The 26604-nt window shown below is 40.7% G+C and carries 13 protein-coding genes; 7 read left to right on the top strand and 6 right to left on the bottom strand.

Annotated elements, in window-relative coordinates:
* The first annotated feature begins 63 nt into the window (after window positions 1-63).
* Window positions 64-573 (top strand): peptidylprolyl isomerase, encoded by a 510-nt coding sequence (locus HV560_RS05755; RefSeq protein WP_176809748.1) that lies wholly within the window; start codon window positions 64-66, stop codon window positions 571-573.
* Window positions 574-640: 67 nt separating this feature from the next.
* Here HV560_RS05755 and HV560_RS05750 read toward each other — a convergent pair whose 3' ends face one another.
* Together HV560_RS05750 and fdhD are read right to left on the bottom strand one after the other, a co-directional pair.
* Window positions 641-1570: an AEC family transporter gene (locus tag HV560_RS05750; protein ID WP_176812369.1), complete on the bottom strand. Its 930-nt coding sequence runs from the start codon at window positions 1568-1570 to the stop codon at window positions 641-643.
* Window positions 1571-1572: 2 nt separating this feature from the next.
* On the bottom strand, window positions 1573-2385 hold the full coding sequence (fdhD, locus tag HV560_RS05745) for a formate dehydrogenase accessory sulfurtransferase FdhD (RefSeq protein ID WP_176808078.1): 813 nt from the start codon (window positions 2383-2385) through the stop codon (window positions 1573-1575).
* Between the two features lie 237 nt (window positions 2386-2622).
* On the opposite strand from fdhD, the gene fdnG reads away from it, so the two are divergent.
* From fdnG to fdhE, 4 genes are all read left to right on the top strand, one after another.
* A complete protein-coding gene (gene fdnG, locus HV560_RS05740) occupies window positions 2623-5691 on the top strand; it encodes a formate dehydrogenase-N subunit alpha (protein WP_176812368.1) in 3069 nt (1022 codons plus the stop codon).
* 2 nt (window positions 5692-5693) lie between these two features.
* Window positions 5694-6605, top strand: coding sequence for a formate dehydrogenase subunit beta (gene fdxH, locus HV560_RS05735; protein ID WP_159629317.1), 912 nt, complete (start codon window positions 5694-5696; stop codon window positions 6603-6605).
* On the top strand, window positions 6598-7263 hold the full coding sequence (locus HV560_RS05730) for a formate dehydrogenase subunit gamma (RefSeq protein WP_176808076.1): 666 nt from the start codon (window positions 6598-6600) through the stop codon (window positions 7261-7263). Before fdxH ends, HV560_RS05730 begins: the two co-directional genes overlap by 8 nt.
* A gap of 65 nt (window positions 7264-7328) precedes the next feature.
* Window positions 7329-8246 (top strand): formate dehydrogenase accessory protein FdhE, encoded by a 918-nt coding sequence (gene fdhE / locus HV560_RS05725; RefSeq protein ID WP_176812367.1) that lies wholly within the window; start codon window positions 7329-7331, stop codon window positions 8244-8246.
* A 30-nt stretch (window positions 8247-8276) separates the two neighbouring features.
* Here fdhE and HV560_RS05720 read toward each other — a convergent pair whose 3' ends face one another.
* The 4 genes from HV560_RS05720 to rep form a co-directional block, all read right to left on the bottom strand.
* On the bottom strand, window positions 8277-8603 hold the full coding sequence (locus tag HV560_RS05720; protein WP_176812366.1) for a hypothetical protein: 327 nt from the start codon (window positions 8601-8603) through the stop codon (window positions 8277-8279).
* An 8-nt stretch (window positions 8604-8611) separates the two neighbouring features.
* Window positions 8612-9982 carry a glutathione-disulfide reductase gene (gorA, locus tag HV560_RS05715; protein WP_176812365.1) on the bottom strand — a complete coding sequence of 457 codons (1371 nt, stop codon included), beginning with the start codon at window positions 9980-9982 and terminating at the stop codon, window positions 8612-8614.
* Between the two features lie 236 nt (window positions 9983-10218).
* Complete coding sequence (locus HV560_RS05710) at window positions 10219-10857, bottom strand: nitroreductase family protein (protein WP_176812364.1); 639 nt, start codon at window positions 10855-10857, stop codon at window positions 10219-10221.
* A 170-nt stretch (window positions 10858-11027) separates the two neighbouring features.
* A complete protein-coding gene (gene rep / locus HV560_RS05705) occupies window positions 11028-13046 on the bottom strand; it encodes a DNA helicase Rep (RefSeq protein ID WP_176812363.1) in 2019 nt (672 codons plus the stop codon).
* A 243-nt stretch (window positions 13047-13289) separates the two neighbouring features.
* Between rep and HV560_RS05700 the strand changes: the two genes are divergently transcribed.
* Together HV560_RS05700 and HV560_RS05695 are read left to right on the top strand one after the other, a co-directional pair.
* Window positions 13290-15047: a ShlB/FhaC/HecB family hemolysin secretion/activation protein gene (locus HV560_RS05700; RefSeq protein ID WP_176812362.1), complete on the top strand. Its 1758-nt coding sequence runs from the start codon at window positions 13290-13292 to the stop codon at window positions 15045-15047.
* Window positions 15048-15116: 69 nt separating this feature from the next.
* Window positions 15117-26597, top strand: coding sequence for a two-partner secretion domain-containing protein (locus HV560_RS05695; RefSeq protein ID WP_176812361.1), 11481 nt, complete (start codon window positions 15117-15119; stop codon window positions 26595-26597).
* Window positions 26598-26604: the final 7 nt, after the last annotated feature.

Raw genomic sequence — 26604 nt, 5'->3', positions numbered from 1 at the left:
ACTTTTTAATAATAGCGAGCGAAATTTATTTTTCATTCCATTTTTATTTATAAGGAACATCGAATGATTACATTACACACCAATTTGGGTGACATCAAAATCGAATTGAACGTTGAAAAAGCGCCCATCACGGCAAAAAACTTTGAAGATTACTGCAAAGAAGGCTTCTACAACGGCACAATTTTCCACCGTGTGATTGACGGTTTTATGATTCAAGGCGGCGGTATGACGGTTGGAATGACCGAAAAACCAACCAAAGCACCAATCCAAAATGAGGCGAACAACGGTTTAAGCAATAAACGTGGCACGTTGGCAATGGCTCGCACGTCTGATCCGCACTCGGCTTCCTCACAATTTTTCATCAATGTGGCAGATAACACTTTCTTAGATTATCGCTCAAAAGAGATGTTCGGCAAGAGTGTAGTACAAGAATGGGGTTATGCAGTCTTTGGCGAAGTGGTTGAAGGAATGGACGTGGTTGATAAAATCAAGGGCGTAAAAACAGGTAACAAAGGTTTCCACCAAGATGTTCCCGTTGAAGATGTGGTGATTGAATCAGTCACTGTCGCTTAATGTAGTAACACAAGCGGTGAGATTTTTACAAAATTTTGCAAAAATCTCACCGCTTGCCACTTAACACTTAAATAATTAGATAAAGCCAGATAATAAATGGCATTGTAAATACACACAATAATGTCGTTACGCCATAAATCGCACTCGCTTTTTTGGCATCTTGCCCGTAAACAACCGCCATTTGGGTTACTGTTGCCGCTGAGGGGCTAATTGTAGCGAGGAAAGTAATCATCACAATAATGTCACCATTGATAACCCAATTTTCAAAGCCACACCATTTAATCACAAGCAATAAAATCAAAGGAATAAAAAGTAAACGCAGGAAAGTGACTAGATAAATCCGCTTATCGGTAATAATTTCTTTAAATGGAACCGCCGCAATGAGCATTCCTGCTACAAGCATAGATAAAGGCCCTATCATATAACCTAAACTGGATAAGGTACTGGCAATCGTTGTTGGTAATTTGATATGTAATAGAAATAACATTAACCCAACAACAATAGCAATAATATTGATGTTGAAGATGACTTTTCGCAACGGCACCGTTCCCTTTCCACATATTAATGTCCGCAAATGCGACCAAAAAAGTACGGTCTGCACCACAATAAATGCTGTAGAATAAATAACCCATTCATTTCCTAAAAGAGAAGTGACTATCGGAATAATCAAGTTGCCAGAATTGGAATAAATAGACGTAGCTTGTTCAATATTATCTAATTTTGCCGTTTTCTTGAGTAGCCAGCCTAAGAAAATCAACAAAGCACTGAAGATAATTGAGAGAAAAAACGCAAGGTATAATCCGTTAAGCGTTTCAGAGGTGTAATCAACTTGAAATGCAGTTATCAGCATTGCTGGGCTAATAATATATAACCCAATAATTGAAATAGGATAACTTTGCTCTGAGGTTAACAGTTTCGTTTTTACAATCGCATAGCCTAGCAATACCATTAAGGTAAGCTGTAAAATTTTGTCTGCCAATAAAATTGCTATGTCCATAACTATTTAAGAAACAATCTCTCCGCGCCTGAATAAATTGTGGCTTTCCCCTTGCGAGCAAAAGCTAATAAAGTGAATTGATTATCACGAGCCATTTTAGTCGCCATTTCTGTAGTAGCAGAAATCGCACATAACATTTCAATCCCCACTGCCAAACATTTTTGCACCATTTCAAAACTCGCTCGACTGGTCACAAAGACAAAACCATTAGGGAAACCTGCTTTAGCATACCAGCCAATCAACTTATCTAAGGCAACGTGCCGCCCAACATCTTCACGAATAGCCAACAATGTTCCATCAATACTGAAAAAGGCGGCCGCGTGGCTTGCTCCCGTCTCCTTTGATAAAGATTGAGCATTTTCTAGTTGTGCTAAACAATATGCTAAAATTAGCGGATTAACGCCCTGCAAGCGGTTATTTTTTTTAACAATTTTGCAACTTTGATGGACTTGCTCTAATTGCTCAACACCACAAATTCCGCAGCCTGTTCGCCCAGCCATTGAACGGCGTTTCTCTTTTAATTCTACGAATTGACGCGTAGAAATTTCGAGCTGAATTTCTATTCCCTGTTCTTGCTCAATAATATCTAGCCCATATAGCTCTTGTGGGGCATTCAAAATTCCCTCTGCCAAAGAAAAACCTAACGCAAAGTCGTCTAAATCTGAAGGCGTTGCCATCATAACTGTATGCGAAATCCCATTATAAACTAGCGCAACGGGTACTTCTGAAATCAAATTATCCTCACAATATTGCTTTTCCAGCCCAGTTGTTAAGAATAATAATTTTTTAACCTCTATTTTTGTGATCTTATTCACAATATTTATCTCTTGTATGCTTAAAAGTAGTTTATTTTGTTAAAAAGTTGTATCATTATGCGGCTTAAATTTGGTTTAAAACAAATTTCTTTGGTGTTTAGCCTATTTTTTACCCAAAAAGAGTATGTTCATTTTCCTTCATTAGCAGGAAAATAATACACCTCTTCGAGAGATTTATTAAATCAATTTTTTGATCACATTTACTTTTATTTACCATTTATATGATTTGGAGTGATTATGCAGATCTCAAGACGTAAGTTCTTTAAGGTCTGTGCAGGTGGAATGGCAAGCACTTCTGCTGCAATGTTAGGTTTTGCACCAACAGCAGCATTAGCAGCCCCTCGCGAATATAAGCTCTTAAGAGCGAAAGAAACTCGCCAAACCTGTACTTACTGTGCTGTAGGCTGCGGAATGCTAATGTATTCTTTAGGCGGACAAGCAATGAATAGTAAAGGGAAACTTTTCCATATTGAAGGCGATCCTGACCATCCTGTTAGCCGTGGTGCATTATGTCCTAAAGGAGCAGGCGCGTTAGACTATGTAAATAGTGACCGCCGTGTACATTATCCTGAGGTGCGAGAGCCTGGCTCAAGCGAATGGAAACGAATTTCTTGGCATGAGGCTATTGAACGTATTTCTCGCCACATTAAAGACGACCGTGATGCTAACTTTATTGAAAAAAATATAGAAGGTACACCAGTTAATCACTGGTTAACCGCTGGCTTCTTAGCAGGTTCTGCCTGTAGTAACGAAACTGGTTTATTAACCCAAAAATGGGTTCGCTCTCTCGGTATGGTATTTACCGATAACCAAGCGAGTATCTGACACGGACCAACGGTAGCAAGTCTTGCTCCATCATTTGGTCGCGGTGCGATGACCAACCACTGGGTTGATATTAAAAACTCTGATCTCGTTATTGTTATGGGCGGTAACGCCGCTGAAGCTCACCCTGTAGGTTTCCGCTGGGCAATTGAAGCGAAAAAACAAAATGGTGCTAAGTTAATGGTGGTAGATCCACGCTTTAACCGAAGTGCTGCGGTGGCTGATATCTATATGCCATTACGTTCAGGTACGGATATTACGTTCCTACTAGGTGCGATAAACTATTTGTTAAAAAACGATAAAATTCAACACGAATATGTTAAACACTATACCAATGCAACTTTCTTAATACACGAAGGCTTCAAATTCGAAGACGGTCTATTTACTGGCTATGATGAAGCTACGCGTACCTATAAAGATAGATCTACTTGGACTTACCAAATGGATGAAGAAGGCAATCCGTTAAGAGATATGAGCCTTCAAGATCCTCGTTGCGTACTGAATATGCTACGTGAACACGTTTCTCGCTATACGCCAGAAATGGTTGAGCGTATTACAGGCACACCACAAAAAGATTTCTTGATTTTCTGTGAAGAAATTGCGAAAACCTCTGCTCCAGATAAAGCAGCTACTTTCCTTTATGCGTTAGGTTGGACACAACATACCGTTGGTTCGCAAAATATCCGTTCTATGGCGATGATCCAGCTATTGTGCGGTAACATCGGTGTGTCGGGTGGTGGCGTAAACGCATTACGTGGTCACTCAAACGTGCAAGGTATTACTGATTTAGGTTTATTCCCAGCACGGCTTCCAGCTTACTTACCACTGCCTAGCGAAACCGATGTTTCATTAGAAGCATTCTTAACACGTATTACACCGAAAGCAATGGGAGCAGACCAGGTCAACTATTGGGTAAATGCACCGAAATTCTTCATCAGTATGATGAAATCATTCTATGGCGATAACGCAACCGCTGAAAACGAGTTTGGTTTCCACTATCTGCCGAAGTTACAAAAAGGGGGCATCGACCACTTCCGTTTCATTGAGCAAATGTATGAAGGCAAAATCAATGGTTACTTCTGTCAAGGTATGAACCCTGTTGCCTCTTACCCGAACTCACAGAAAATTATCAAAGCGTTAAGTAATTTGAAATATTTAGTCATTTTTGACCCGCTTATTACCGATACGTCTGAATTCTGGAAAAACCACGGCGAGTTCAATAATGTAAATTCTGCAGAAATCCAAACTGAAGTATTCCGTTTACCAACAACTTGCTTCGCAGAAGAAGATGGTTCTATTGCAAACTCAGGTCGTTGGCTACAGTGGCACTGGAAAGCGGCTGATGCTCCACACGAAGCAAAACCAGATGTTGATATCTTGTCTGAAATTCGAGCGGAGTTAATCCACCTCTATCATAAAGAAGGTGGTAAAGCACCGCTAGAACCACTCGAAGCGATGACCTGGAACTACGCAAATCCGTTAGAGCCGAAAGCAGAGGAAATTGCAAAAGAAAATAACGGTTATGCCTTAGCTGATGTTAAAGATGCTAATGGCAATATTCTTGTTAAACAAGGCGAATTACTTTCAAGCTTTGGTCAAATGCGTGATGATGGTACAACCTCTGGTGGGTGTTGGATCTATACTGGTCAATGGACTCAAAGAGGTAACCAAATGGCTAATCGTGATAATTCAGATCCATCTGGTTTGGGTAACACCTTAGGCTGGGCATTTTCATGGCCTGCAAACCGTCGTATTCTTTATAACCGTGCTTCAGCAGATTTAAGCGGTAAGCCGTGGAACCCAAAACGTCAATTAGTGAAATGGAATGGTAAAAACTGGAACTATATTGATGTTGCTGACTTCGGTACTGCACCTCCAAACTCTCCAACAATGCCATTTACTATGCAACCAGAGGGAGTATCTGGTTTATTCGTGCGTGAGCGTATGATTGATGGCCCATTCCCAGAACATTATGAGCCATTAGAAACACCAATCGGCACTAACCCATTACATCCTAATGTAATTTACAGCCCTGTTGCTCGTATTTTACCAACGGATAAAGAGGATTTAGGTACAAGTGATGAATTCCCATACGTTGGTACCACTTATCGTTTAACCGAACATTTCCACTATTGGACGAAAAATGTGCTTCTCAACGTGATTGCTCAACCAGAGCAATTTGTTGAAATCAGCGAGAAATTAGCTGAAGAAAAAGGCATTAAAAATGGTGATAAAGTCCGTGTTTGGTCTAAACGTGGCGAAATTAAAGCGGTTGCAGTAGTGACTAAACGTATTCGCTCATTAGTGTCTGACGGCAAGCCAATTCATACGATCGGTATTCCGATTCACTGGGGATTTGCAGCAACTACTGGAGCGAAAAAAGGTTATTTTGCTAATAACCTAACAGTACGCTCGGGCGATCCTAGTTCTAATACGCCAGAATCGAAGTGTATGTTGTTAAACATTGAGAGAATTGGAGGCTAAAAATGGGTGTAGTTCAATCTCAAAACATTATTAAGATCTCCGCAACTTCTGGTTTAACACCAGCACCGCAGGCTCGTTCCCACCAGGTGGAAGTGGCGAAATTAATTGATGTCACTACCTGTATTGGTTGCAAAGCCTGTCAGGTAGGTTGCTCAGAATGGAATGATATCCGCTCTGATGTCAATGCTGCTTGTGTCGGTGTGTATGATAATCCAGCTGATCTGAATGCAAAAGCGTGGACGGTGATGAAATTCAACGAAGTTGAAGAAAATGACCGCTTAGAGTGGCTCATTCGTAAAGATGGTTGTATGCACTGTACTGAGCCAGGCTGTTTAAAAGCTTGCCCATCTCCAGGTGCAATTATTCAATACGCTAATGGTATTGTGGACTTCCAATCTGATAAATGTATAGGCTGTGGTTACTGTATCGCGGGTTGTCCATTTAATATCCCACGCATGAATCCAGAAGATAATCGTGTTTACAAATGCACATTATGTGTGGATCGTGTCACTGTAGGTCAAGAGCCCGCTTGTGTGAAAACTTGCCCAACAGGCGCAATTCGCTTCGGTAGCAAAGAACAAATGAAGTTCTACGCCGAACAACGTATTGCAGATCTTAAAGCACGTGGTTATGAAAATGCAGGGCTTTATGATCCAGAAGGTGTCGGTGGAACACACGTTATGTATGTTTTACATCACGCAGACAAGCCAGAACTTTACTCTGGATTACCGAAGGATCCGAAAATTGACTCAACCATCACTTTATGGAAAGACATCTTAAAACCAGTTGCAGCTGTTGCATTAGGTGGCTTAGCATTAGCGGAAGTAGCACACTATGTAACCGTTGGTCCAAACGTTGAAGAAGATGTGGAAGATCATCACCATAATATTAGAGAAGGAGATAGAGATGAGTAAGCCATACATCGTTACGAATGATACTAAAATCGTTCGTCATAAGCCGTTAGCTCGTGTTAGTCACTGGTTTCTCGTGATCTCATTCTTTATGACGATGTTTACTGGTGTAGCATTCTTCTTCCCTGATTTTGCCTGGCTAACAGAGATCTTAGGCACGCCACAAATTGCTCGTGCGGTACACCCCTTCACGGGGATCATTATGTTTATTGCATTTAGCATTGTTGCATTAATGTACTGGCATCATAATATTCCTGAGAAAAACGATATTCGCTGGGCAAAAGGCATTGTTGAGGTGTTAAAAGGTAACGAACACGCTGTTGCAGATAACGGCAAATATAATCTAGGTCAGAAATTACTATTCTGGACGCTGATTATTGCTATGTTTACTCTCTTAATTACAGGGATTATTATGTGGAGACAATTCTTCTCAGAATATTTTTCCATTCCTGTGATTAGAATTGCGATTTTACTTCACTCTACAATGGCATTTATGTTATTTACTGGCATTCTAGTACATATCTATATGGCATTCTGGGTAAAAGGCTCAATCAGAGGTATGGTTGAAGGTTGGGTAACTGTTCGCTGGGCGAAAAAACATCACCCAAGATGGTATCGTGAAGAAATATTACCGGAAATCGACAAACACGTTAAAAAATAACACTGTCTAATAATCACACAAAGTGCGGAGAATTCCGCACTTTTATTTTATGACTTAGGATCGTTATGAGTATCAAAATTTTACAACAAAATGAAATTCAACAAGTTGCAAATTCATTTCAACAACCCGAATTACTCTTTGCTAACCCTAAAAATCTCTATTCCCGCCGTGCAAAGCGTTTACGAGAATTAGCTAAAGAAAATCCGTTTAGCGACTATATGGAATTTACCGCCCATTTAGTAGATATTCAACTTGAATTATTCACTAGCAGACCCATTGCAAATCATTCTGAAAAAATAACCGCTTGTGTAGAATTAACACAAGGCGATAAACCGCTAAACAGCAAAAATTTTCAACGTAGCGACGAATGGAGAGAGTTGCTCTTCGCGATTATTCAAAAATTCAAATCTTACGCTAACGATACCATTCTACCAACATTAGAATGGTTGGAAAAAGCCTCAATTTCTGAATTAGAAAACTTAGCAGATAATCTTCTAAATGAGCATTATGAACTGGTGCCTGCAGATAAAGCTGTATTTATCTGGGCGGCTCTTTCGCTATATTGGGTACAACTAGCACAACAGCTACCTCGCAATACAAGAGCTGAGGTTGGTCATAAACATTTTTGCCCTGTATGCAATTCCGCACCTGTTAGCAGTGTTATTCATTTCGGTGAAGTACAAGGGTTGCGTTATTTACACTGTTCTTTATGCGAAAGTGAATGGCATATTGTGCGTTCAAAATGCACCAATTGTGATGAAACGGGTAAATTAGATTATTGGAGCCTAAATAGCGTAGAGGCGGCAGTTAAAGCAGAAAGCTGCGGAGATTGCCACTCTTACTTAAAAGTGCTTTATCAAGATAAAGACTTTAACGTTGAAGCTGTCGCTGACGATTTAGCCAGCCTATTTTTAGATTCTGAAATGGAGCAAAAAGGCTTATCAAGAAGTGGAGTAAATCCATTCTTATTTCAAGGCGAATAAGCATAATAAAACGGAGCATAGGCTCCGTTTTTAGTCTGGCATCGCAATTTTTTTAGTTTCACAACGGTGTTCAATTACCTCTCTGTCAGACATAAAAGCATATCGGCATTGAGATTTATAATATTGTATCTCTGCTTTATCAAGAATTCGCTGAATACCTACACGCAATTCCTCCATCGAAAAACTACTCACCTGCTCTTCTTTAGTTGGTATTAGTATTCTACGTTCAGAAATTTTAAATCTCGGTTTATTTTCTTGTTGTATTGGTTCACTTATATTGACTTTATTATGCGTCTGAGCATAAGCTTCTCCAACCGTCAACAAACATAAAGCAACTAAATTAAGTGATACCTTCATATTTTTAATTATCGCATTGTAACAAATTCTTCCGAACCAGTTGGGTGAATTGCAATAGTATTGTCAAAATCAGCCTTTGTTGCCCCCATCTTAATCGCAACCGCAAACCCTTGAATCATCTCATCAACACCAAAGCCAATACCGTGTAACCCAACGATTTTTTCTTCTTTACCGATGCATACCAATTTCATTCGACAAGGCTGGCGATATTGAGTAACTGCAGTGTACATTGCGGTAAAAGAAGATTTATAGACTTTTACATTCTCTTCCCCATATTGCTTAATAGCTTGAGGCTCCGTTAAACCAATCGCCCCAATTGGCGGATGACTAAATACGACGGTTGGCACTAAGTTATAGTCTAAATGCTCATTGGGTTTATTGTTGAATAAACGCTCTGATAATCGGCGGCCTGCTGCCACTGCCACGGGCGTTAATTCAATGCCGCCTTCAATAATATCGCCAACCGCATATATATTTGGCACGTTAGTATTTTGGAATTTATCTACTTTTATAAAACCACGCTCATTGGTTTCAACACCAGCTACATCTAAATTAATCGCATCAGTAGCGGGTTCTCGTCCAATTGCCCAAACTAAAGTTTCAATTGTTGTTTCACGCCCATCTTCTAGTGTTAAAGTCAGGGAACCATCTTGATTTTTCACTACTTTTTTCGGCACGGCTTGAGTATGAAGCTCAATGCCATCTTCAGCTAACACGTCTACCAAGGTTTCAATAATTAATGGATCTTGCTGACGCATTGGGCTATCTTTACGCACAAACAAATGCGTTTGTACGCCTAAGCTATTAAAAACGCCAGATAATTCTACTGCAATATAGCCAGCACCAACAATTGCAACCGATTTTGGTAACGTATTTAACGCAAATACGCCATCTGAAGTAATACCATATTCTGCACCGTCTAAATCAGGAAGAGCTGGGCGACCGCCTGTTGCAATTAAAATATGATCTGCAGTGACTACTTCTTTCGAGCCATCTTCATAGCTGACCTCCACAGTTTTTGCATCTGTAAAACGAGCAAAACCATTTAATATATCCACATTATTTTTACTGAGTACATTATGATAAGAAGTATGAATACGCTTAATATAAGCCTGTCTGTTTTCTACCAATTTGCCATAGTCAAAGTGATTAACAGAAATATCAAAACCATAATCAGGCGCATAATGCTGAATAGCTTCTGCAATCTGAGCACCATAGAACATCACCTTTTTCGGTACACACCCCACATTCACACAGGTTCCGCCTAAATGTTTTGCTTCAATAATTGCACATTTCTTGCCATAACTTGCGGCACGGTTAATAGAAGCAATGCCACCGCTGCCACCGCCAATCGCAAGATAATCATAATGCTTAGCCATATTCTCTTCCTCTTATCAATCAAGTTTAAAATTATAAAGCAATTTTATGATAATCGCTTTCACTCAAAATGTATTTTGTAATCAAATTACGTCAGCCAGTGACTAGAAAACATCATTTTGCCAAGAATTCGATTTAAAGTTTTAATACTTTACATCTAAAATATCGTCATAAAAGCGGTCAAATTCTAACAGTTTTTGGCAAAAAATAAAGAAATTTGGCCACCGTAAGATATGTATTACTTTTTAAATCCTCTCCCATTATTCCAAGACACTGTATATTCTAACCCCAAACGACAGCTTAGTAATGGTGGATTTGCAGCCCTCCCGATGGCTAACAACATTACAGGTAAATAACGATTATTGTCAATATCAAGTAAATTAACTACTGCACTGCGGTTAAACACTCCGATTGCATGAGTATCGTATCCTTTATCTTTGGCAATTAGCATAAGTTGCATCGCACTTAAACTGCTATCAATTAAAACTTGATCGCGAATATCCAATTCCGTTAATTGTTGATGAAGCCCTAGTAAAAAATCAATTTTCCGATCACGGAAATCTTGATGCAAGCAACCTTTTTCTATCGACTGATCAACAAGATCGTCTAATAATTTTTCATAGTGTAAATCTGCCAAGACCACAACGACAACGGAAGCGGTTTCACACGGCGGGCCGTTAAATGCAACCTGAGTAGATAGCTCTTTTTTGAGTGCTTCATCATCAACTACCACAAATCGCCAAGGCTGCAAATTTGCCTTAGAAGGCGCAAGCTGTGCTAACATTAACATTTCTTGCAGCTTCTCACGGCTAATTTTCACTGTCGGATTAAACGCTTTAATAGTTTTGCGTTGCTCAATAACCGTTTTTAATTCCATCTTGTTTCTCCTATATAGACCCTTTTAGTCTATAACGTCAAAATCCACAATGTAATAATTGAACATAGGTATTCCGCAGATTTATTGAGATAAGTCAAATTATCTCACATACAAGCGGTCAAATGTTAATGAAAATGTGCAAAAAACTTTCAAAATTTAACCGCTTGTGCTTATTTCTTATTTGCTTTCAACATCGCCATTAAATTCGCAATATTGGCTGAAGATTTTGCCTCTTTTTGCTCTTCTGTCAGTCTTGGTTTATTACTTTCCCAAACTAAATCGTCTTGCGGTAATTCCATTAAAAAACGGCTTGGCTCTGGTTTGATAATTTCTCCATATTGGCGACGTTCTTTACAAAATGAAAAGGTCAGCATTTGCTGAGCTCGAGTAATACCTACATAAGCCAAACGACGTTCTTCTTCTATATTATCTTCATCAAGGCTGGTTTGGTGCGGTAAAATGCCCTCCTCCATTCCGATTAAAAAAACGTATGGAAATTCTAATCCTTTAGAAGCGTGGAGCGTCATTAATTGCACCTGATCGGCATCTTCCTCGTCCTCGCCTCGCTCTAGCCTATCTCGTAAAGTTAATCGATTCACCACCTGCACCAAATTCATAGGCTCTTCAATTTCATCTCCCTCTAACATTCCCTGCACCCATTCAAATAAAGTTTGAACATTACGGCTCTGCATTTCCGCCACTTTCGGGTTTGTTGCCATTTCATACAAATAGGCTTCATATTGCATTTTTTCTAGCAGATCTTTTACTGCCTCAATGGGAGAAGAGCGTTTCGCTTGGTCAGCAATTTCCACAATCCAACTTGCAAAATCTTGCAAGGCTTGGTAAGGCTTCGGCGTTAAACGTTGAATGAGTTCAAAATCGAAAATCGCTTCAAACAAGCTTACCTGTTTTTCATTGGCAAGCGTCCCCAATTTTTCCAACGTTGCTGCCCCAATTTCACGCTTTGGTGTATTCACAATGCGTAAAAATGCTGCATCGTCATCTTGATTCACCAACAAACGCAAATACGCCATCATATCTTTGATTTCTGCCCGAGCAAAAAACGACGTTCCTCCCGAAATTTTGTACGGAATGCGGTTTTGCATTAACAATTTTTCCAATAAACGGGATTGATGATTGCCCCGATACAAAATCGCATAATCTTTATATTTAGTTTTGCGAGAAAAACGGTGAGCAATCAACTCTCCAACAATCCGTTCCGCCTCGTGCTCCTCATTTTTTGCCTCAATCACACTCAGTTTTTCGCCCTCTCCTAACTCAGAAAACAGACGTTTGCTAAATAAATGCTCATTGTTATCAATTAAAATATTGGCACAATGTAAAATTCGTTGGCTAGAGCGGTAATTTTGCTCCAGTTTGAGCACTTTTAAATCAAAATCCTCACGCAGGCGTTGCATATTTTCAGGCTTCGCCCCACGCCACGAATAAATAGATTGATCATCATCGCCCACTACGGTGAAATTTGGCTCATTACCCACAATCAATTTAATTAACTCATATTGGCTCGTGTTAGTGTCTTGATATTCATCGACCAACAAATAGCGAATTTTGTTTTGCCAGCGTTCTTTCGCCTCTGGGAATTGACGAAACAACAACACTGGCAGCATAATCAAGTCATCAAAATCTAAGGCATTATAAGCCTTCAACTGATTTTGATAGCGTTGATAAAAATGCGAAAACACCCGCCCACGCTCATCACGAACTTGAGCGATGACCATTTCAGGCGAAAGCAAATCATTTTTCCAATTTGAAATAGAAGAAATTAACGCTTTGAGTAAATCTTTATCTTCCGTCACATTTTCGGGCAATAAATGTTTAAGCAACGCGATTTGATCGTGTTCATCAAACAACGTCATACCCGATTTAAAACCGAGTAACTTGTATTCACGCTTTAAAATATCAAAACCGAGCGTGTGAAAAGTCGAAATCGTCAGCCCTTTGCTGTTTTCCTTCCCGATGGAGTGAGCCACCCGCTCCCGCATTTCACGAGCTGCCTTGTTGGTAAATGTGACTGCTGCAATCTGTTTGGGCAAATAGCCACAATGTGCAATTAAATGAGCGATTTTGTTAATAATCACCCGAGTTTTGCCCGAGCCAGCCCCCGCTAGCACAAGACAAGCGCCACTGGTGTACTCCACCGCTTGCTGTTGTTGAGAATTGAGTTTCATTAGACCGATTGAAAAGTAATTTTGACGGCTATTTTAACGAAAAGAAAACAAGCGGTCGAATTTCTTATGAAATTTGTAAAAAGTAGCAACATTATTTAGCAGCTGTACAAAGACTCAATTCTATGTTTCTGCTACATTTTCTTATCTTTTTGTTTGACTAATTCAATATGTAACTATTTGATAATGTGCTCTTAGACGTTTATAATTAATATTTAAATTAAATACAATATAAAAATTCACTGTATGGATGCGTTCTACAAAAATCTTTGTACAATAGTGGTGCTTTCCGTAGCGTCAACTTTTTCTGTTGCAAACCAACCTCAAAACTTACCTCAGTTAAACCAATTCGATGCTGCCGAAAAATTACGCCAGCAACAACATCACCAAGCCCAACAAAAACAAATTCAGCGCTCAGTGGAGGTGAGATTAGATACGTCTACTCATCAAACACTATCCCTTCCTCATCACGAATCCCCTTGTTACCTTATTCACCAAATTTCACTTACCGATTACGGCTCAACCTCTTCACAAAGCCAATTTCAATGGGCATTTGATAAAGCAGTGAATGATTTAAACCTAAGGTTGCCACACTGTTTTGGTGGTGACGGTTTGGGTATTTTAATGAAGCAGGTGCAAAACAATATTATTGAGAAAGGCTATGTGACGACACGAGTTGTTACTGAAGAACAAGATTTGCGTGGGGGTAAACTCCATTTAACCGTCATTTTAGGTAACGTTCGCAACATCATCGTGGTAGATAGTGGGAATGTTCCGCGTTTTACTACCTTGCATGCTTTAACGGGTTTTACCTTTGATTCTGGTGATTTACTCAATATCCGAGATATTGAGCAATCGCTTGAAAATTTAAAACGTGTCCCCACAGCAGAAGCCAATATTGAGATTTTACCGAGTGAAGGGGATTTAGCCTCAGTCGGTGACAGTGATTTAAAAATCAGCTATGCACAAGCCTTTCCGTTTAGGCTGAATTTAGGGCTGGATGATGCTGGCTCAAAATCAACAGGTAAACTGCAAGCTTCAGCGACCCTTTCTGTAGATAATATTTTTTCAGCCAACGACCTGTTTTACACCTCATTTACCCACAGCCTCAAGCAAAAAGGCGATGATAAAGGTAGTCGTGCCAGCAAAAATCTAACATTGTATTACTCTATTCCGTTTGGCTATTGGCATTTAGCCCTCTCTCACAACCAAAGCCGTTATCACCAAGAAGTGTTTGGTGCTTTTGATAATAGCTATCGTTATTCAGGTGTAAGTGATAACGACAAACTCACGCTGTCTTATTTGCTTTACCGTGATAGTGTGCGTAAAACGACGATTTCCGCGTCACTTTGGTCTCGCCAATCGCAAAACTATATTGACGGTGCGGAAATTGAGGTGCAAAAACGGCGAATGGCCGGTTGGGAAGCCGGATTTAATCATAAAGAATATTTCCCTACAGCTACACTGGAACTTTCGGCAAATTTCAAACGGGGAACGGCGGCTCGTGGTGCGTTATCTTCCCCCGAAGAGCTATTTGGCGAAGGCACTTCCCGCCCCAAAATCATCACGGCAAGTGTGAGTTTAACGAAGCCTTTTCAATGGGGAACACAATCGTGGCAATGGCAAACTAGTGTGAATGCTCAATGGAATAAAACCCCTCTCATTTTGCAAGACCGCTTTTCGCTTGGTGGACGTTATACCGTGCGTGGTTTTGATGGCGAATTAACCCTTACAGGCGAACGCGGTTGGTTGTGGCGTAATGAATTAGCGTGGCAGGTCAATCGCCTAGGTCATCAACTTTATTTTGCTTTAGACAGCGGGCGGGTAATGGGTTGGTCAACTAAAAATCAGTTGGGGCATCATTTAATGGGGGCAGCATTAGGCTTGCGAGGCAATATCAAAGGGATGTCTTATGATGTTTTTGTGGGTAAACCTGTGCGTAAACCAGAAGGGTTTAGCACCTCCGATACCGTGGCAGGTTTTAATTTAAATTACCCTTTTTAATGACATAGGGTTTTATATTTCTCGTAGGGTGGATTTACCCACTATTTCTACAACATAAAGGAATTGAATATGAACAAACAATGCTTTCGTGTGATTTTCAGCAAAACCTTACAGCGCGTAGTGGTGACCTCTGAACTCGCAAAGTCTGAGGGTAAATCAACTGAAAAATCCCCTTCCACGTTTTTGCAACTTTTTGCCCATATCCGACCGCTTGTCTTTAGCCTATTTTGTGCCTTGGGCTTTGTGGCATTTTCAGATTCAGCGCTGGCGAATCTCATTATTCAAGCGGATAAATCCGCCCCTAAAAGTGAGCAACCCATTATTCTGCAAACCGCAAATGGTCTGCCTCAAATCAATATCCAAACCCCAAACGATAAAGGGCTTTCGCATAATAAATATTCAAAATTCGATGTCGATACCCGAGGGGCGATTCTCAACAACAGCCACACACACACTCAAACTCAATTGGCAGGCTATATTACCGGCAACCCTTACCTGGCACGCGGTGAGGCGAAAGTGATTTTAAATGAGGTGAATTCGTCCGACCCTTCTGTGTTAAAAGGCTATGTGGAAGTGGCAGGTAAAAAGGCGGAGGTGATTATTGCCAACCCGTCAGGCTTACATTGTGAGGGCTGCGGCATTATCCATTCAAACCGAGCAACCTTTACCACAGGCAAGCCACAGATTGTGAGTGGCAACCTTGAAAGTTTTGTGGTGGAAAAAGGCAAGGTAAGCGTCTCAGGCAAAGGAATGGATAATAGCCGTGTGGATTACACTGAAATTCTCGCCCGAGAAGCCGAGGTTAATGCAGGCATTTGGTCGAAAAAAGAGACTAACGTTATCACGGGTAAAAATACCATCAAGCGGTCAGAAAACGACAAAAATTTGCAAATTGTCCACACAAAACAACCGCTTGCAGAAGAGGCTAAGCCACAATGGGCGATTGACGTGGGTGAGTTGGGCGGAATGTACTCGGGCAAAATTCATCTTATCGGCACGGAAAATGGCGTGGGTGTACGTAATGCGGGGCATATTGGTGCGAGTGCCGACACCCTGCAAATTGATAGCCAAGGGCGAATTGTCAATACCGGTACACTTAATGCAGCTAAACCGATGCTACTTACCGCCAGTCAAGGGATTGAAAACCGTGGCAAAATGGAGAACCGCCAAGGGGATATTACGCTCAATACCCTTGCGGACATTCGGCAAGATGGCTCAATTGTTGCACGTGCAGGTCACATTCATAAAACGGCACAACAAGGCATTACCCAACACGGTGAAACCGTGGCAAAAGGCAATATCACCTATAAAACCCCCACCCTCACTGCGTCAACGCGTTCACTTATCGCGGCAGGTGTTGATGTACAAGATAGTGCACAGGGTGAAGTGCGTACGCTTGAACATACATCTACACAGGGTAAGCATATTTCCATTACCACTTCAGGCACAACCACTTTACAAGGCAAAAACATTGCCTCGGGTAAACTTAATATCTCTAGCTCAGACGCCCATTTAGATAACAGCCACACATCGGCTTATTCAATCAATGTCACGGCATCTCAAGGTCCTATTCAAGCCAATCAATCAGTTGTGATGGCACGTCAGGATTTAACCTTAACCACACCAACAGCACTGGAAACCCAACACAGCTACTTAAAAGCAGAAAGCATTAAGACCAAGCAACGTTCTCTTAATACCCAAAATGCTACTTGGGAACAAACTGGCACAGATGAATTAACGCTAGACGTGGCTGATACGTTACAAAATAACGGAGGCACCTTTAAAACCCAAGGTAATTTAACCATTAAAGCGAATGGGCTGAATAACCAACAAGGCCGTTTATTGGCAAATGGCAGACTTGATATTTATGCAGGCAAGGGCAAGGTTGATTCAAGCGATGGTATATTGCTATCGAATCAAAATCTCACGATAACCTCTGGTGAGCTACTTAATGAGCGTGGTTTAATTCAATCTCATCACAATATTGCTATTCATACGCAGGAACAAGCCTTATCTAATAAACAAACTTTAACAGACACTCAAGATAAAGGGATTGTGGCACGGGGTACGCTTGATATTCGCTCAGCCAATATAGCTAATCAACAAGGGCGGATTGTCAGTGGTGGTAAGCAACATCTAAACACGGCGGATATTGATAGTCAACAAGGTCTAATTTATACCCAACAAAATTTAACTTTACATAGTGCGAATATTATCAATAGCGGCGGTAAAATCAAAGCGAATAAGCACGCAGAGATTGCCCTTTTAGGGAATTTACGTCAGCAAAATGGGGTTATTGAGGCAGAGCATATAAATGTTACCTCTCAACAGATTAAAAGTATCGATAAGAGTCAAATTATTGCAGACAGCATTGCATTAAATGTGGCTAATCAGCTAGAAAACTTAAATAGCCTCATTCAAGCAAATAAACAAAATATCGTCATTTCAAGCCAGCAACTTGACAACACGGGTGGCGAGATCGCAAGTCAGCAAGATGCGATTATGATCAATACTGCTAAGCAAAAATTGACGAACAAATCAGGCAAGCTTCTCGCCAAATCAGAGATCACTATTAATAGTGGTGAAATAGATAATACAACAGGTGCAATTCATAGTGAAAATAACATTGTGTTGAATACGCATACCCAAAAACTGACAAATGATAATACCCTTTCTCCGAATAAAGGCATTATTGCACTTGGCAATCTAACGCTTAATAGCGGTAATGTAGCTAATCAGCAAGGTTATATTGCAAGCCAACATCATTTAAAGATGAATGTATTGGCGGTAAATAATACTCAGGGTTTGATGAAAACTAATCAAGGTATCCAGTTTATTGCACAGTCCGTTAAAAATGATCGTGGCATTATTTCAGCAAAATCAAATGCGAATATTTCAATAATAGGTAGTTTACAACAACAAACAGGCAAAATAGGTGCAAGAGAATTAATCATCAATGCAGGTCAATTAGACTCTACACAGCAAAGTGTGATTACAGCGGATAATGTCACACTTGCGATTACTCGTAGTCTTGTCAATACGAATAGCGAGATTTCAGCGACTCATCATTTGAACGTGAAAAGCCAAGGCTTGAATAATCAGCAAAGTTTATTATTAGCAGAGCAAGGTCATCTAAGCATTAATACGCAGCAACAAAGCATGAATAATCAGCAAGGTAAAATCGTTTCAGGGCAAACCGTTAGTGTTGAGAGTGGTGCGTTAAATAATCAACAAGGGGTCGTGCAAGGAAAAACAGGTGTGAACCTCAATACTCATCATCACTCTATCAACAACACTTTAGCCACGATTATAAGCCAACAAACCTTAAAGATTGCTGCAGGAGAGCTAAATAATCAACAAGGCTATCTGCAATCAGCACAGCAAGCGAGTATTCAGCTAGGCTCAGCTGCGCTATTTAATCAGCAAGGGGTCATTTCTTCAGGTTCCGATTTAAACTTAAATGCGGGCACAGTCCGTAACAATGAAGGCGCGATTGCCTCTAAGCATAATATTACTGCAACTATCAGTAATCTTTACCAAAAAAACGGTGTAGTAAAAGCTGAGCAGTCATTAAATGTTAAAGTGGATGGAGAAACTTATTCAACTCAACAAAGCCAATTGAGTGGAAAAAATGTCTATATTACTACAGCGGGGAACTTAGACAATCAGCATGCTGAAATTGTGGCAAAACAGAATGCGGTTATTCGTAGTAAACAGTTGAATAATCGTGATGCTGTGCTAATGGCTGAACAAGGCGATTTGAAGATTGACACTCAGCAACACTCATTAATAAACCAACAAGGTAAATTAAGTGCAGGTGCAAACTTGACCATTCAAAGTAGCGAACTTAATAACCAAGCAGGTTTAATTCAGAGTCGTCAAGATATGGTGATTAACACACATCAAGGCCATTTAAATAACCAGCAAACTAAAACTGACTCACAAGTACCACAAATAAAAGGTATTATCTCGTTGGGGCAATTAGCACTAAACACACAGCAACTCTTAAATAGAGAGGGCTATGTGCTTAGCCGAAATAGCCAAACTATTAATGCACAATCTATTGGTAATGACGCTGGTGTGCTTGCCTCTCTCGCCTCACAAAAGGCAATCGTAAGCCAGCATCTTAGCAATGTAAAAGGCAGAATGAATGCTGAGACAACCTCGATCAGTGCACAATCCGTAGATAACCAATCTGGCCTACTGCAAGCCCACCTCTCACTGAATATTGACGCTAAAGACACTTTAAATAACCAAAAAGGTCAAATAAAGGCGAATGATAGGCTTGAAATCAAATCTCATCACTTAAACAACCAAACGGGAAATATTGGAGCAATAAAAGGCAACGTATTACTCAAAATGGTTGAAAAAATCAATAATATTCAAGGTAATATCACGGCGAAACAGGCTACTTATATTCTTGCTGATGGATTAAATAATCAACAAGGTATAGTTTATAACGAACAAGGTTTACTTCATCTTGATTTACAACAACACGCATTAGATAACCAACAAGGGAAAATAATTAGTCAAGATAGCCTCAAAATGGAGGCAGGGACGATCACCAACTATGAAGGGGTGATTTATGCAGAAAATCAAGGCAAGTTACAGATTACAGGACTAATTAATAACAAAAATAACGGTAAAATTCACGGATTAGGTGAAATGGCAATTAACGCTAATCAGTTGGATAACAGTGATGGCGAGGTTCGCACAAAAGATAAACTGACCTTAAATATCACAAAAGAAATTAACAACCAAAAAGTAGGAAGCACAGGCTCATTAATTGAAAGTGGTAATGAGCTAACGATTCATACTGAAAAACTAGATAACCGTCATACTCAATCATCATCAGAAATAATGACACAGGGTGTGTTAGCCTCTGTATTGGATATTTCTGCAAAAAGGGTTGATAACCAACAAGGTCAAATTCATAGCCGTGTACGCAGTCGTTTTAACATTCAAGATGTGTTGAACAATCAGCAAGGGAAGATCACAGGCGAACAGGATCTGGCAATTAAAGGAGAGGGTTTACTGGTTAATAATCAAGATGGACGCTTACAAGCGGTCAATTTTTTGTCGATTTTTGCAAATGAGATGACAACGAATGGGCATATTGAAGGACGCGATATCCTGCTTACTCAGCAAAAAGATTTTGTAACGGGTAAGCATATTAATGCTAAAAATAGCCTTTCAATTACGACTTTGGGCAATCTAACTAATCAACACGATTTGTACGCAGATGAAAGTGTGACACTAAATGCTTATCACATTATCAACGGACTTGATGGACGAATCAGTAGTGCTTTGACTCGACTGACTGCCAAGGGAAATGTAACAAATGAAGGGCTAATTAACAGTATTAGATTAGCAGATAATGCAAAAACCCTTGTGAAAGCAGGCGGACACCTCTTAAATATAGGTAATGGACGAATTTACGGCGATGATGTCGCCCTGCAGGCAGACATCATTGAAAACCGTGATAAAGATTATGGTAATGAAATGATTAAATCGGCAGTGGTGGCTGCTCGTGGTAATTTAGATATTGCTGGTCGTGAAATTATCAATGATACGGCACATTATTTATCGGATAACCAAGTAGGCTCAACCTTGTTTAGTGTGGGTAATATGACCTTTGGTCGGGAGTTAAATGCAAAAGAGCGCGCGGAGGGTCAGGCAGATTCATTGCTTAATAGCAGCAGTCTTATTGAATCTGAAGGTACTATTGCACTAAATGTGAAACAGATTCACAACAACAATAGACATTTCGAGGTTGAACACGTTCAACAAGATGGGCAACCCACAGAAGTAACAAAACTAGAAGATAGACGGATAAGTGAAACTTATATTGTGCCAATGCATCGTGATGCACGAGGTAATTTAGTCGAAAAATTTACTAATGCGTTAAATGGCGATAAATCAGGTATTAATCATCACGACCCACATATTCCGATGAAACTACTGCGTTGGGCAGGCTGGAGCCGTGCTGGACAATTAGTTTATAAAAGTGATGGTGCAGAGCCAGTAGTATTAAAAGCTAGTGATGTAATCACCCCAGATACACCATTAGCGATTCGCAATCAAGTAAATTGTGATTACATTAATGGAAAAGAAAGTTGTAGTTACACTCCAGCGGGACAATATGGTAAAGATAGCCCAATTTGGGGTTATTTTGGGGCTACTCCACCGACAACACCACAACCCAAATTCCCATTTGATGATTTAACCGAGCAACCTTGGTTTGTTGAAAGAGAATGGTTTGATGAAGATGGTGCATTTAAAAGACCCTCTCGACCATTACGATTTTCAAGTAGTAAACGTTATCGGGCTCAAAAAGTAAAATGGAGCTATTATGTAGAGCACATCAAGCCTTTAGAAGATTGGGAAAGAGAAAATGCAGATAGTATCAATAAAGTGGATGCTGGAATAGAAAAGCATAATCGTAATAGACTCGGTGATTTAGCAAATAAATATTATCGTGATTTTTGGCAATTACATATCAATAATCACCGTGTTGATGAAAGTAAAGTGACTAAAACCGTTGCAGGGCAAATTTTGGCAGGCGGGGAGTTAAAGTCTAACAGCCAATCATTCACTAATGCACGTAGTACGGTAATGTCAGGGAAAGCGATGTTATTAGAAAATGACATTAAAAATATTGGAGAAGAAGGGCTACACCGCATTACTGATACAGGTGAAAAAGTGTTTACTTTTGATAAATGGCGTGGAGGTCTTAAGCGCTATTTCCAGCGTAAATGGGAAAATTACGGAACGTATAAACGGATTATTGACACTCCTTTCGATATGGACGTTTATCGAGTTGAGGAGAATGTTAATTTTAACGCACACAAACAAGCTTCCGAAGGACTTAAATTAGGCACAAATCATCGTCTTTCTCTCACTGAAATCAAGGTTGAGGGCGGTAAAGAGCTGATTGGCGTAGGCAAACAGGCATTCGGTGAATTAGAAAGTCAAGCTAATATTGCCTTTACGCCGTTAACGTTAAGTAGCAACCACAATGTGAATACAGCCCAAGTGTGGTCTGGTGAAAAACAACCTATACATTCACAAGACTTAGCAGGAGAAATTGGTTTTTTGAGTTCGAAAAAACCGAATACACGCCAGTTAGAGCGAATTAGCTTAGCAAATAATGTTGAAGTTCGTAGCATTCAGCCTAATTTAGCTATTCCACAAAACGTGCTTTATCGGCTAAATCCTGAGCCAAGCAGCCGCGTATTAATTGAAACCGACCCTCATTTTACGGATAAAAAACGTTGGCTAAGTTCTGACTATATGTTTAATGCTCTCCGTTACGAGCCAAACCAAATGCAAAAACGTATTGGTGATGGTTTTTACGAGCAACGTTTAATCCGTGAGCAGATCAACCGCTTAACCGGCAGACAATTTGTAGGCAACTATACAGACTTTGATACTCAATACCGCCACTTAATGGATGCAGGCGTTACTTTCGCCCAAAAATTCAACTTACGCCCAGGCATTACCCTTTCGCCAAGCCAAGTTGCAAAACTCACCACCGATATTGTCTGGTTTGAAAATCAGTCTGTTCAGCTACCAAACGGTAAGGTTGAAACAGTGCTTGTACCGAAAGTGTATGCTATGGCGAAAAAAGGCGATATTACTGGTAATGCTACTCTACTCTCTGGCAATAAAATTACCCATAAAGGCGGTGAGTTTATTAATAGCGGCACCGTTGCCGGCCGTGAATTAGTCCAGTTTGACAGCAACAGTATCCGTAACAGTGGCACAATTCAAGCAGGGGCAATTACTGGCAATATCAGTGGAAAGGTTGAGAATATCGGCGGCACGATTGAAGCAGACCGAGCCATTTTATTAAATATAGCCGGTAACTTTACCCACCGTAGCGCCACCCATACAACAAAAGTGAACGAGGCAGACTACCAACGTACAGATACGACAATTGCCCGCAAAGGACTACTCCACGTTAAAGGCAAGGACGGCAGATTACAGATTAATACGAACAACATTGATATATCTGGGGCTGATGTCATTAATGACGGGCAAGGCAGCACTTATCTTTCTGCAAAAAATCTGTTAAATCTGACCGCTTTACAGGTGGGCTTTAATGAGAAAATGGGCGGAGGAAACCACTATCGCAATGAGTCGGTGAATGATGTGGTTGTATCTAATATTAGAGGCAATGGCAATGTGACACTGGTTGCTAGAGATATTTATTCCGAAGGGGCTGATTTAGCAGCTAAAGAGAAACTGATTGCATTGGCTGAAAATGACATCATGCTAGGCAGTGCGACACGTTCCAGTGATTATGCGGAGTATCACCGCATAAAAAGCAGTGGTGCTTTCGGCAGCTCGAAGAAAACCTCGCTAGACACAGACCAACAAACCTTAAAAGTGGGGACTAAATTAGGGGGCGGAGAAATTATTCTTTCCGCAGGTAATAATGTAGAAGCCCACAATCTACAAGCAATAGCCGATAACGACCTGATTATTCAAGGCGGCAATAATGTGACGATAGGTAGTGACATCAATCGCTTTAAAACAACACATTTTGAAGAAAAATCCAAATCGGGCGTATTCTCTGGCAGCGGCATTGGCATTACTTTTGGCAAGAAATCAGAAACACACGAGCACGAAATAGAAGGCTGGCAAGGCAGTGCAGCCCGTAGCACCTTGGGGAGTTTAAACGGCAATATTACGGTATCTGCCGGTAATCACGCACAGCTTGCCGGTGTAGATGCGATTGTTTCTAAAGAGCTAGGCAAACAGATTTTAGTGGAAGGTAAATCGACCTATATTGGTGCGAGCAAAGATACGCTTTCTTCAAAAGAACGCCACGAACAGAAACAATCGGGCTTAAGTATTACCTTTAGTTCAGCCGTAACCGATGGCGTGATGGCTGTAAGACAAGCACTTAACCGTGCTGAAAAAGTACAAGATGAACGTTTAAGTAACGTGTTAAAAGTAAAAGCCGCGAATGAAGCCTATGAGACGTTACAGCACGCAACAAAAGTAATTGACGCACTGAAATCAAATGGTGATAGCGTAGAAAAACAGGCAAATAGCGAGGCTAAAATCTCAGTCAGCATTGGCTCAAATCAATCGGTTTCCACCAGCCACACGCAACAAACCACGCACAAAGGCAGTGAGTTGAATGCAGGAAAAGCCATTGTGCGAACCACAGAGGGCGATAATATCATTGTAGGTTCAATAATCAATGCCACTCATACTGAGCTGGAGGGCAACAATGTCAATCTGCTTGGCACGACAAACAGCCAAACCAACCGAAGCGATAACAAAAGCAACCGTTGGAATGTTGGGTTTTTTGTGGGTAAATCGCAAGGCGCCACTGGCTTTGGTGTGGAAGGTGCGGTGAATGTGGGCAAAGGGCATTCCAACAGTGATTCCACCGTTCAAAACCAGACCGAAATCAACAGCGACAGCCTAAAAATCAAAGCTAAAGAGACGACTACGCTTAAAGGGGCGGTCGCAAATGTTAAGCATTTATCACTTGATACGAAAAATCTGCATATTGAAAGTGTGCAAGACACAGAAAAATATGACAGCAAACAGACCCAAGGGGGCGTAAGTGGCTCGGTGGCCATTTATGGCAGTGGATGGGGGCTATCTTCACAGGCAAGCCAAAACAAAGCCAAGGTCAACTATGCCCAAGTCAATCAACAATCTGGCTTTAACATTCAAGAAAACGCCAACATTAATGTGCAAGAAAACACGCATATCAAAGGTGGAATGATTAATGCTCAAGGCGACAAAGCAAACCACCAAATGACAACTAGCACACTCACCACGGAAGAGATTGAGAACCGCAGTGATGTGAAAGTCAGCTCGGTCTCAGTGAGTATGAGTTCGGAGATGTCGAAAATAGCCACGTCTGCAATGGGGGCCGCATTAAGTGCGTTGGGGAATATGAGCGAAAGCGAACGCAGTCAAACGAAGGCAGCGATAAGCGATAACATCAATCTCACGATTACCGATAGCGAAGCCCAAAAACAGAAAACAGGCAAAACCGCACAAGAGATACTCCAAAGCCTAAATCGAGACACCGAAAACGCCAATCAAGCGGTCAAAAAAGCGGATTTATCTGCAATTCAAGAAAAACAGGAAACGGCACAAGTTATCGGAGAGCTCTCTCAATCTTGGACAAACCGCTTGGTGCAACCGCATTTAGAAGAAGCGAATAAAAAACGGCAAGAGGCAGAAAAGATTGAAAAATCCGACCCACTGAAATCGGCCCAACTTAAAGCAGAAGCCCAAGCAATTGAGGCGGAATACGGCTTAGGCAGCAATCTACAAATGGGCATTCGTGCAGCGACAGCAGCACTGCAACGCTTAGCAACAGGCAATGCCAACCAAGCGGCAGTTGGGTTACTTTCACCTTATGCGAATAAGCTGATTAAAGAGCAAACAGGTGATAACACCGAAGCCAATTTAATAGCCCACACCGTATTAGGTGCAGTGGAAGCCCATATCACGGGCAACAATGCAACAGCTGGTGCGTTGGGTGCATTTACGGCAGAGGCAGCTGCCCCTTACTTAATTCAAGCGCTCTACAATACGGACAACGCTGAAAATCTCACGGATAGCCAAAAACAAAACATTGCAAATCTAAGCCAAATTGCGGCTGGGTTAGCTAGTGGCGTGACTGGGGACAGCACGGCAGACTTTATCTCAGGGGCTGAGATTGGGAAACGGGCGGTGGAGAATAATTATCTGAGTGCAGATAAAGCCAAAGAGCGTTTTGAAATTGAAAACCGAATTAAATTGGGTATTGCTACAGAAGTGGATTTAGCTCGTAAGCAAGTTTTAGACACAGAAGATATTGCAAACGACCAAAAAGTCATCACCGCTTGTAAGAGCGATATTACAAGCAATGGTTGTCAAAATGCTGTTGCTGAAGCACTCGTTATTCAACAAGGCTATCATAAAGGTTATCCAAATGAAACTTGGAGAAACTATAGCAATATTCTGGTGAGTGACTACCACAAATTTAATGAACTGTTATATGACAAAACAGGTGTTGCTTTAGATTTTGAGCAACGAGCTAAATTAGTTGCAAAAGGGAAAGGCATTTCTGTTGAAGAAGCGAGAGATTTAGTTATATCTTTGGACCGTTTTCATATGGTTCTGGGGGCAACAGGCTATCCAGCAGGAAAAATCGTTAGTACAAAAATATCTAGTCTTACTGATGCTAGAAAAAATATGGCTTCCCTTGTAAATACTCAAAGAGCAAAACATATGTTATATGGCGATGAAACAGGTGGTGGTCATAAATTTGGTTTAATGAGAATCTTTAATGAAAAATCTAAATTTCCTGTACATTGGGGAGAAAAGAAAATTCTTGATGCTGTCTCTAATGTGGCTACAGATCCAAGCTTGAAATGGATTCAACAAACGGGAACTCAAGGAAGTTTATATACTAAAAAAGGTGTTCCGAGTAGATTCAAAGTAGAAGGCTATATTGATGGAGTTAAAATTAGAGTTATTGTTGAACCAGCTGGTGAAGGGATTATTACGGCATTCCCAATTAAATAGGAGGTGA

Source organism: Mannheimia pernigra, from assembly GCF_013377995.1.
In the GTDB taxonomy this organism is placed as follows: domain Bacteria; phylum Pseudomonadota; class Gammaproteobacteria; order Enterobacterales; family Pasteurellaceae; genus Mannheimia; species Mannheimia pernigra.
Note: the sequence above shows the minus strand (reverse complement) of the source record. Positions and strands in the feature narration are given on the sequence as shown.

What these genes read in the sequence shown, in the direction of transcription:
- HV560_RS05755 (WP_176809748.1), top strand. Translation starts at nt 64, where the DNA reads ATGATTACATTACACACCAATTTGGGTGACATCAAAATCGAATTGAAC.
- HV560_RS05750 (WP_176812369.1), bottom strand. Translation starts at nt 1,570, where the DNA reads ATGGACATAGCAATTTTATTGGCAGACAAAATTTTACAGCTTACCTTA.
- fdxH (WP_159629317.1), top strand. Translation starts at nt 5,694, where the DNA reads ATGGGTGTAGTTCAATCTCAAAACATTATTAAGATCTCCGCAACTTCT.
- HV560_RS05730 (WP_176808076.1), top strand. Translation starts at nt 6,598, where the DNA reads ATGAGTAAGCCATACATCGTTACGAATGATACTAAAATCGTTCGTCAT.
- fdhE (WP_176812367.1), top strand. Translation starts at nt 7,329, where the DNA reads ATGAGTATCAAAATTTTACAACAAAATGAAATTCAACAAGTTGCAAAT.
- HV560_RS05720 (WP_176812366.1), bottom strand. Translation starts at nt 8,603, where the DNA reads ATGAAGGTATCACTTAATTTAGTTGCTTTATGTTTGTTGACGGTTGGA.
- gorA (WP_176812365.1), bottom strand. Translation starts at nt 9,982, where the DNA reads ATGGCTAAGCATTATGATTATCTTGCGATTGGCGGTGGCAGCGGTGGC.
- HV560_RS05710 (WP_176812364.1), bottom strand. Translation starts at nt 10,857, where the DNA reads ATGGAATTAAAAACGGTTATTGAGCAACGCAAAACTATTAAAGCGTTT.
- rep (WP_176812363.1), bottom strand. Translation starts at nt 13,046, where the DNA reads ATGAAACTCAATTCTCAACAACAGCAAGCGGTGGAGTACACCAGTGGC.
- HV560_RS05700 (WP_176812362.1), top strand. Translation starts at nt 13,290, where the DNA reads ATGGATGCGTTCTACAAAAATCTTTGTACAATAGTGGTGCTTTCCGTA.
- HV560_RS05695 (WP_176812361.1), top strand. Translation starts at nt 15,117, where the DNA reads ATGAACAAACAATGCTTTCGTGTGATTTTCAGCAAAACCTTACAGCGC.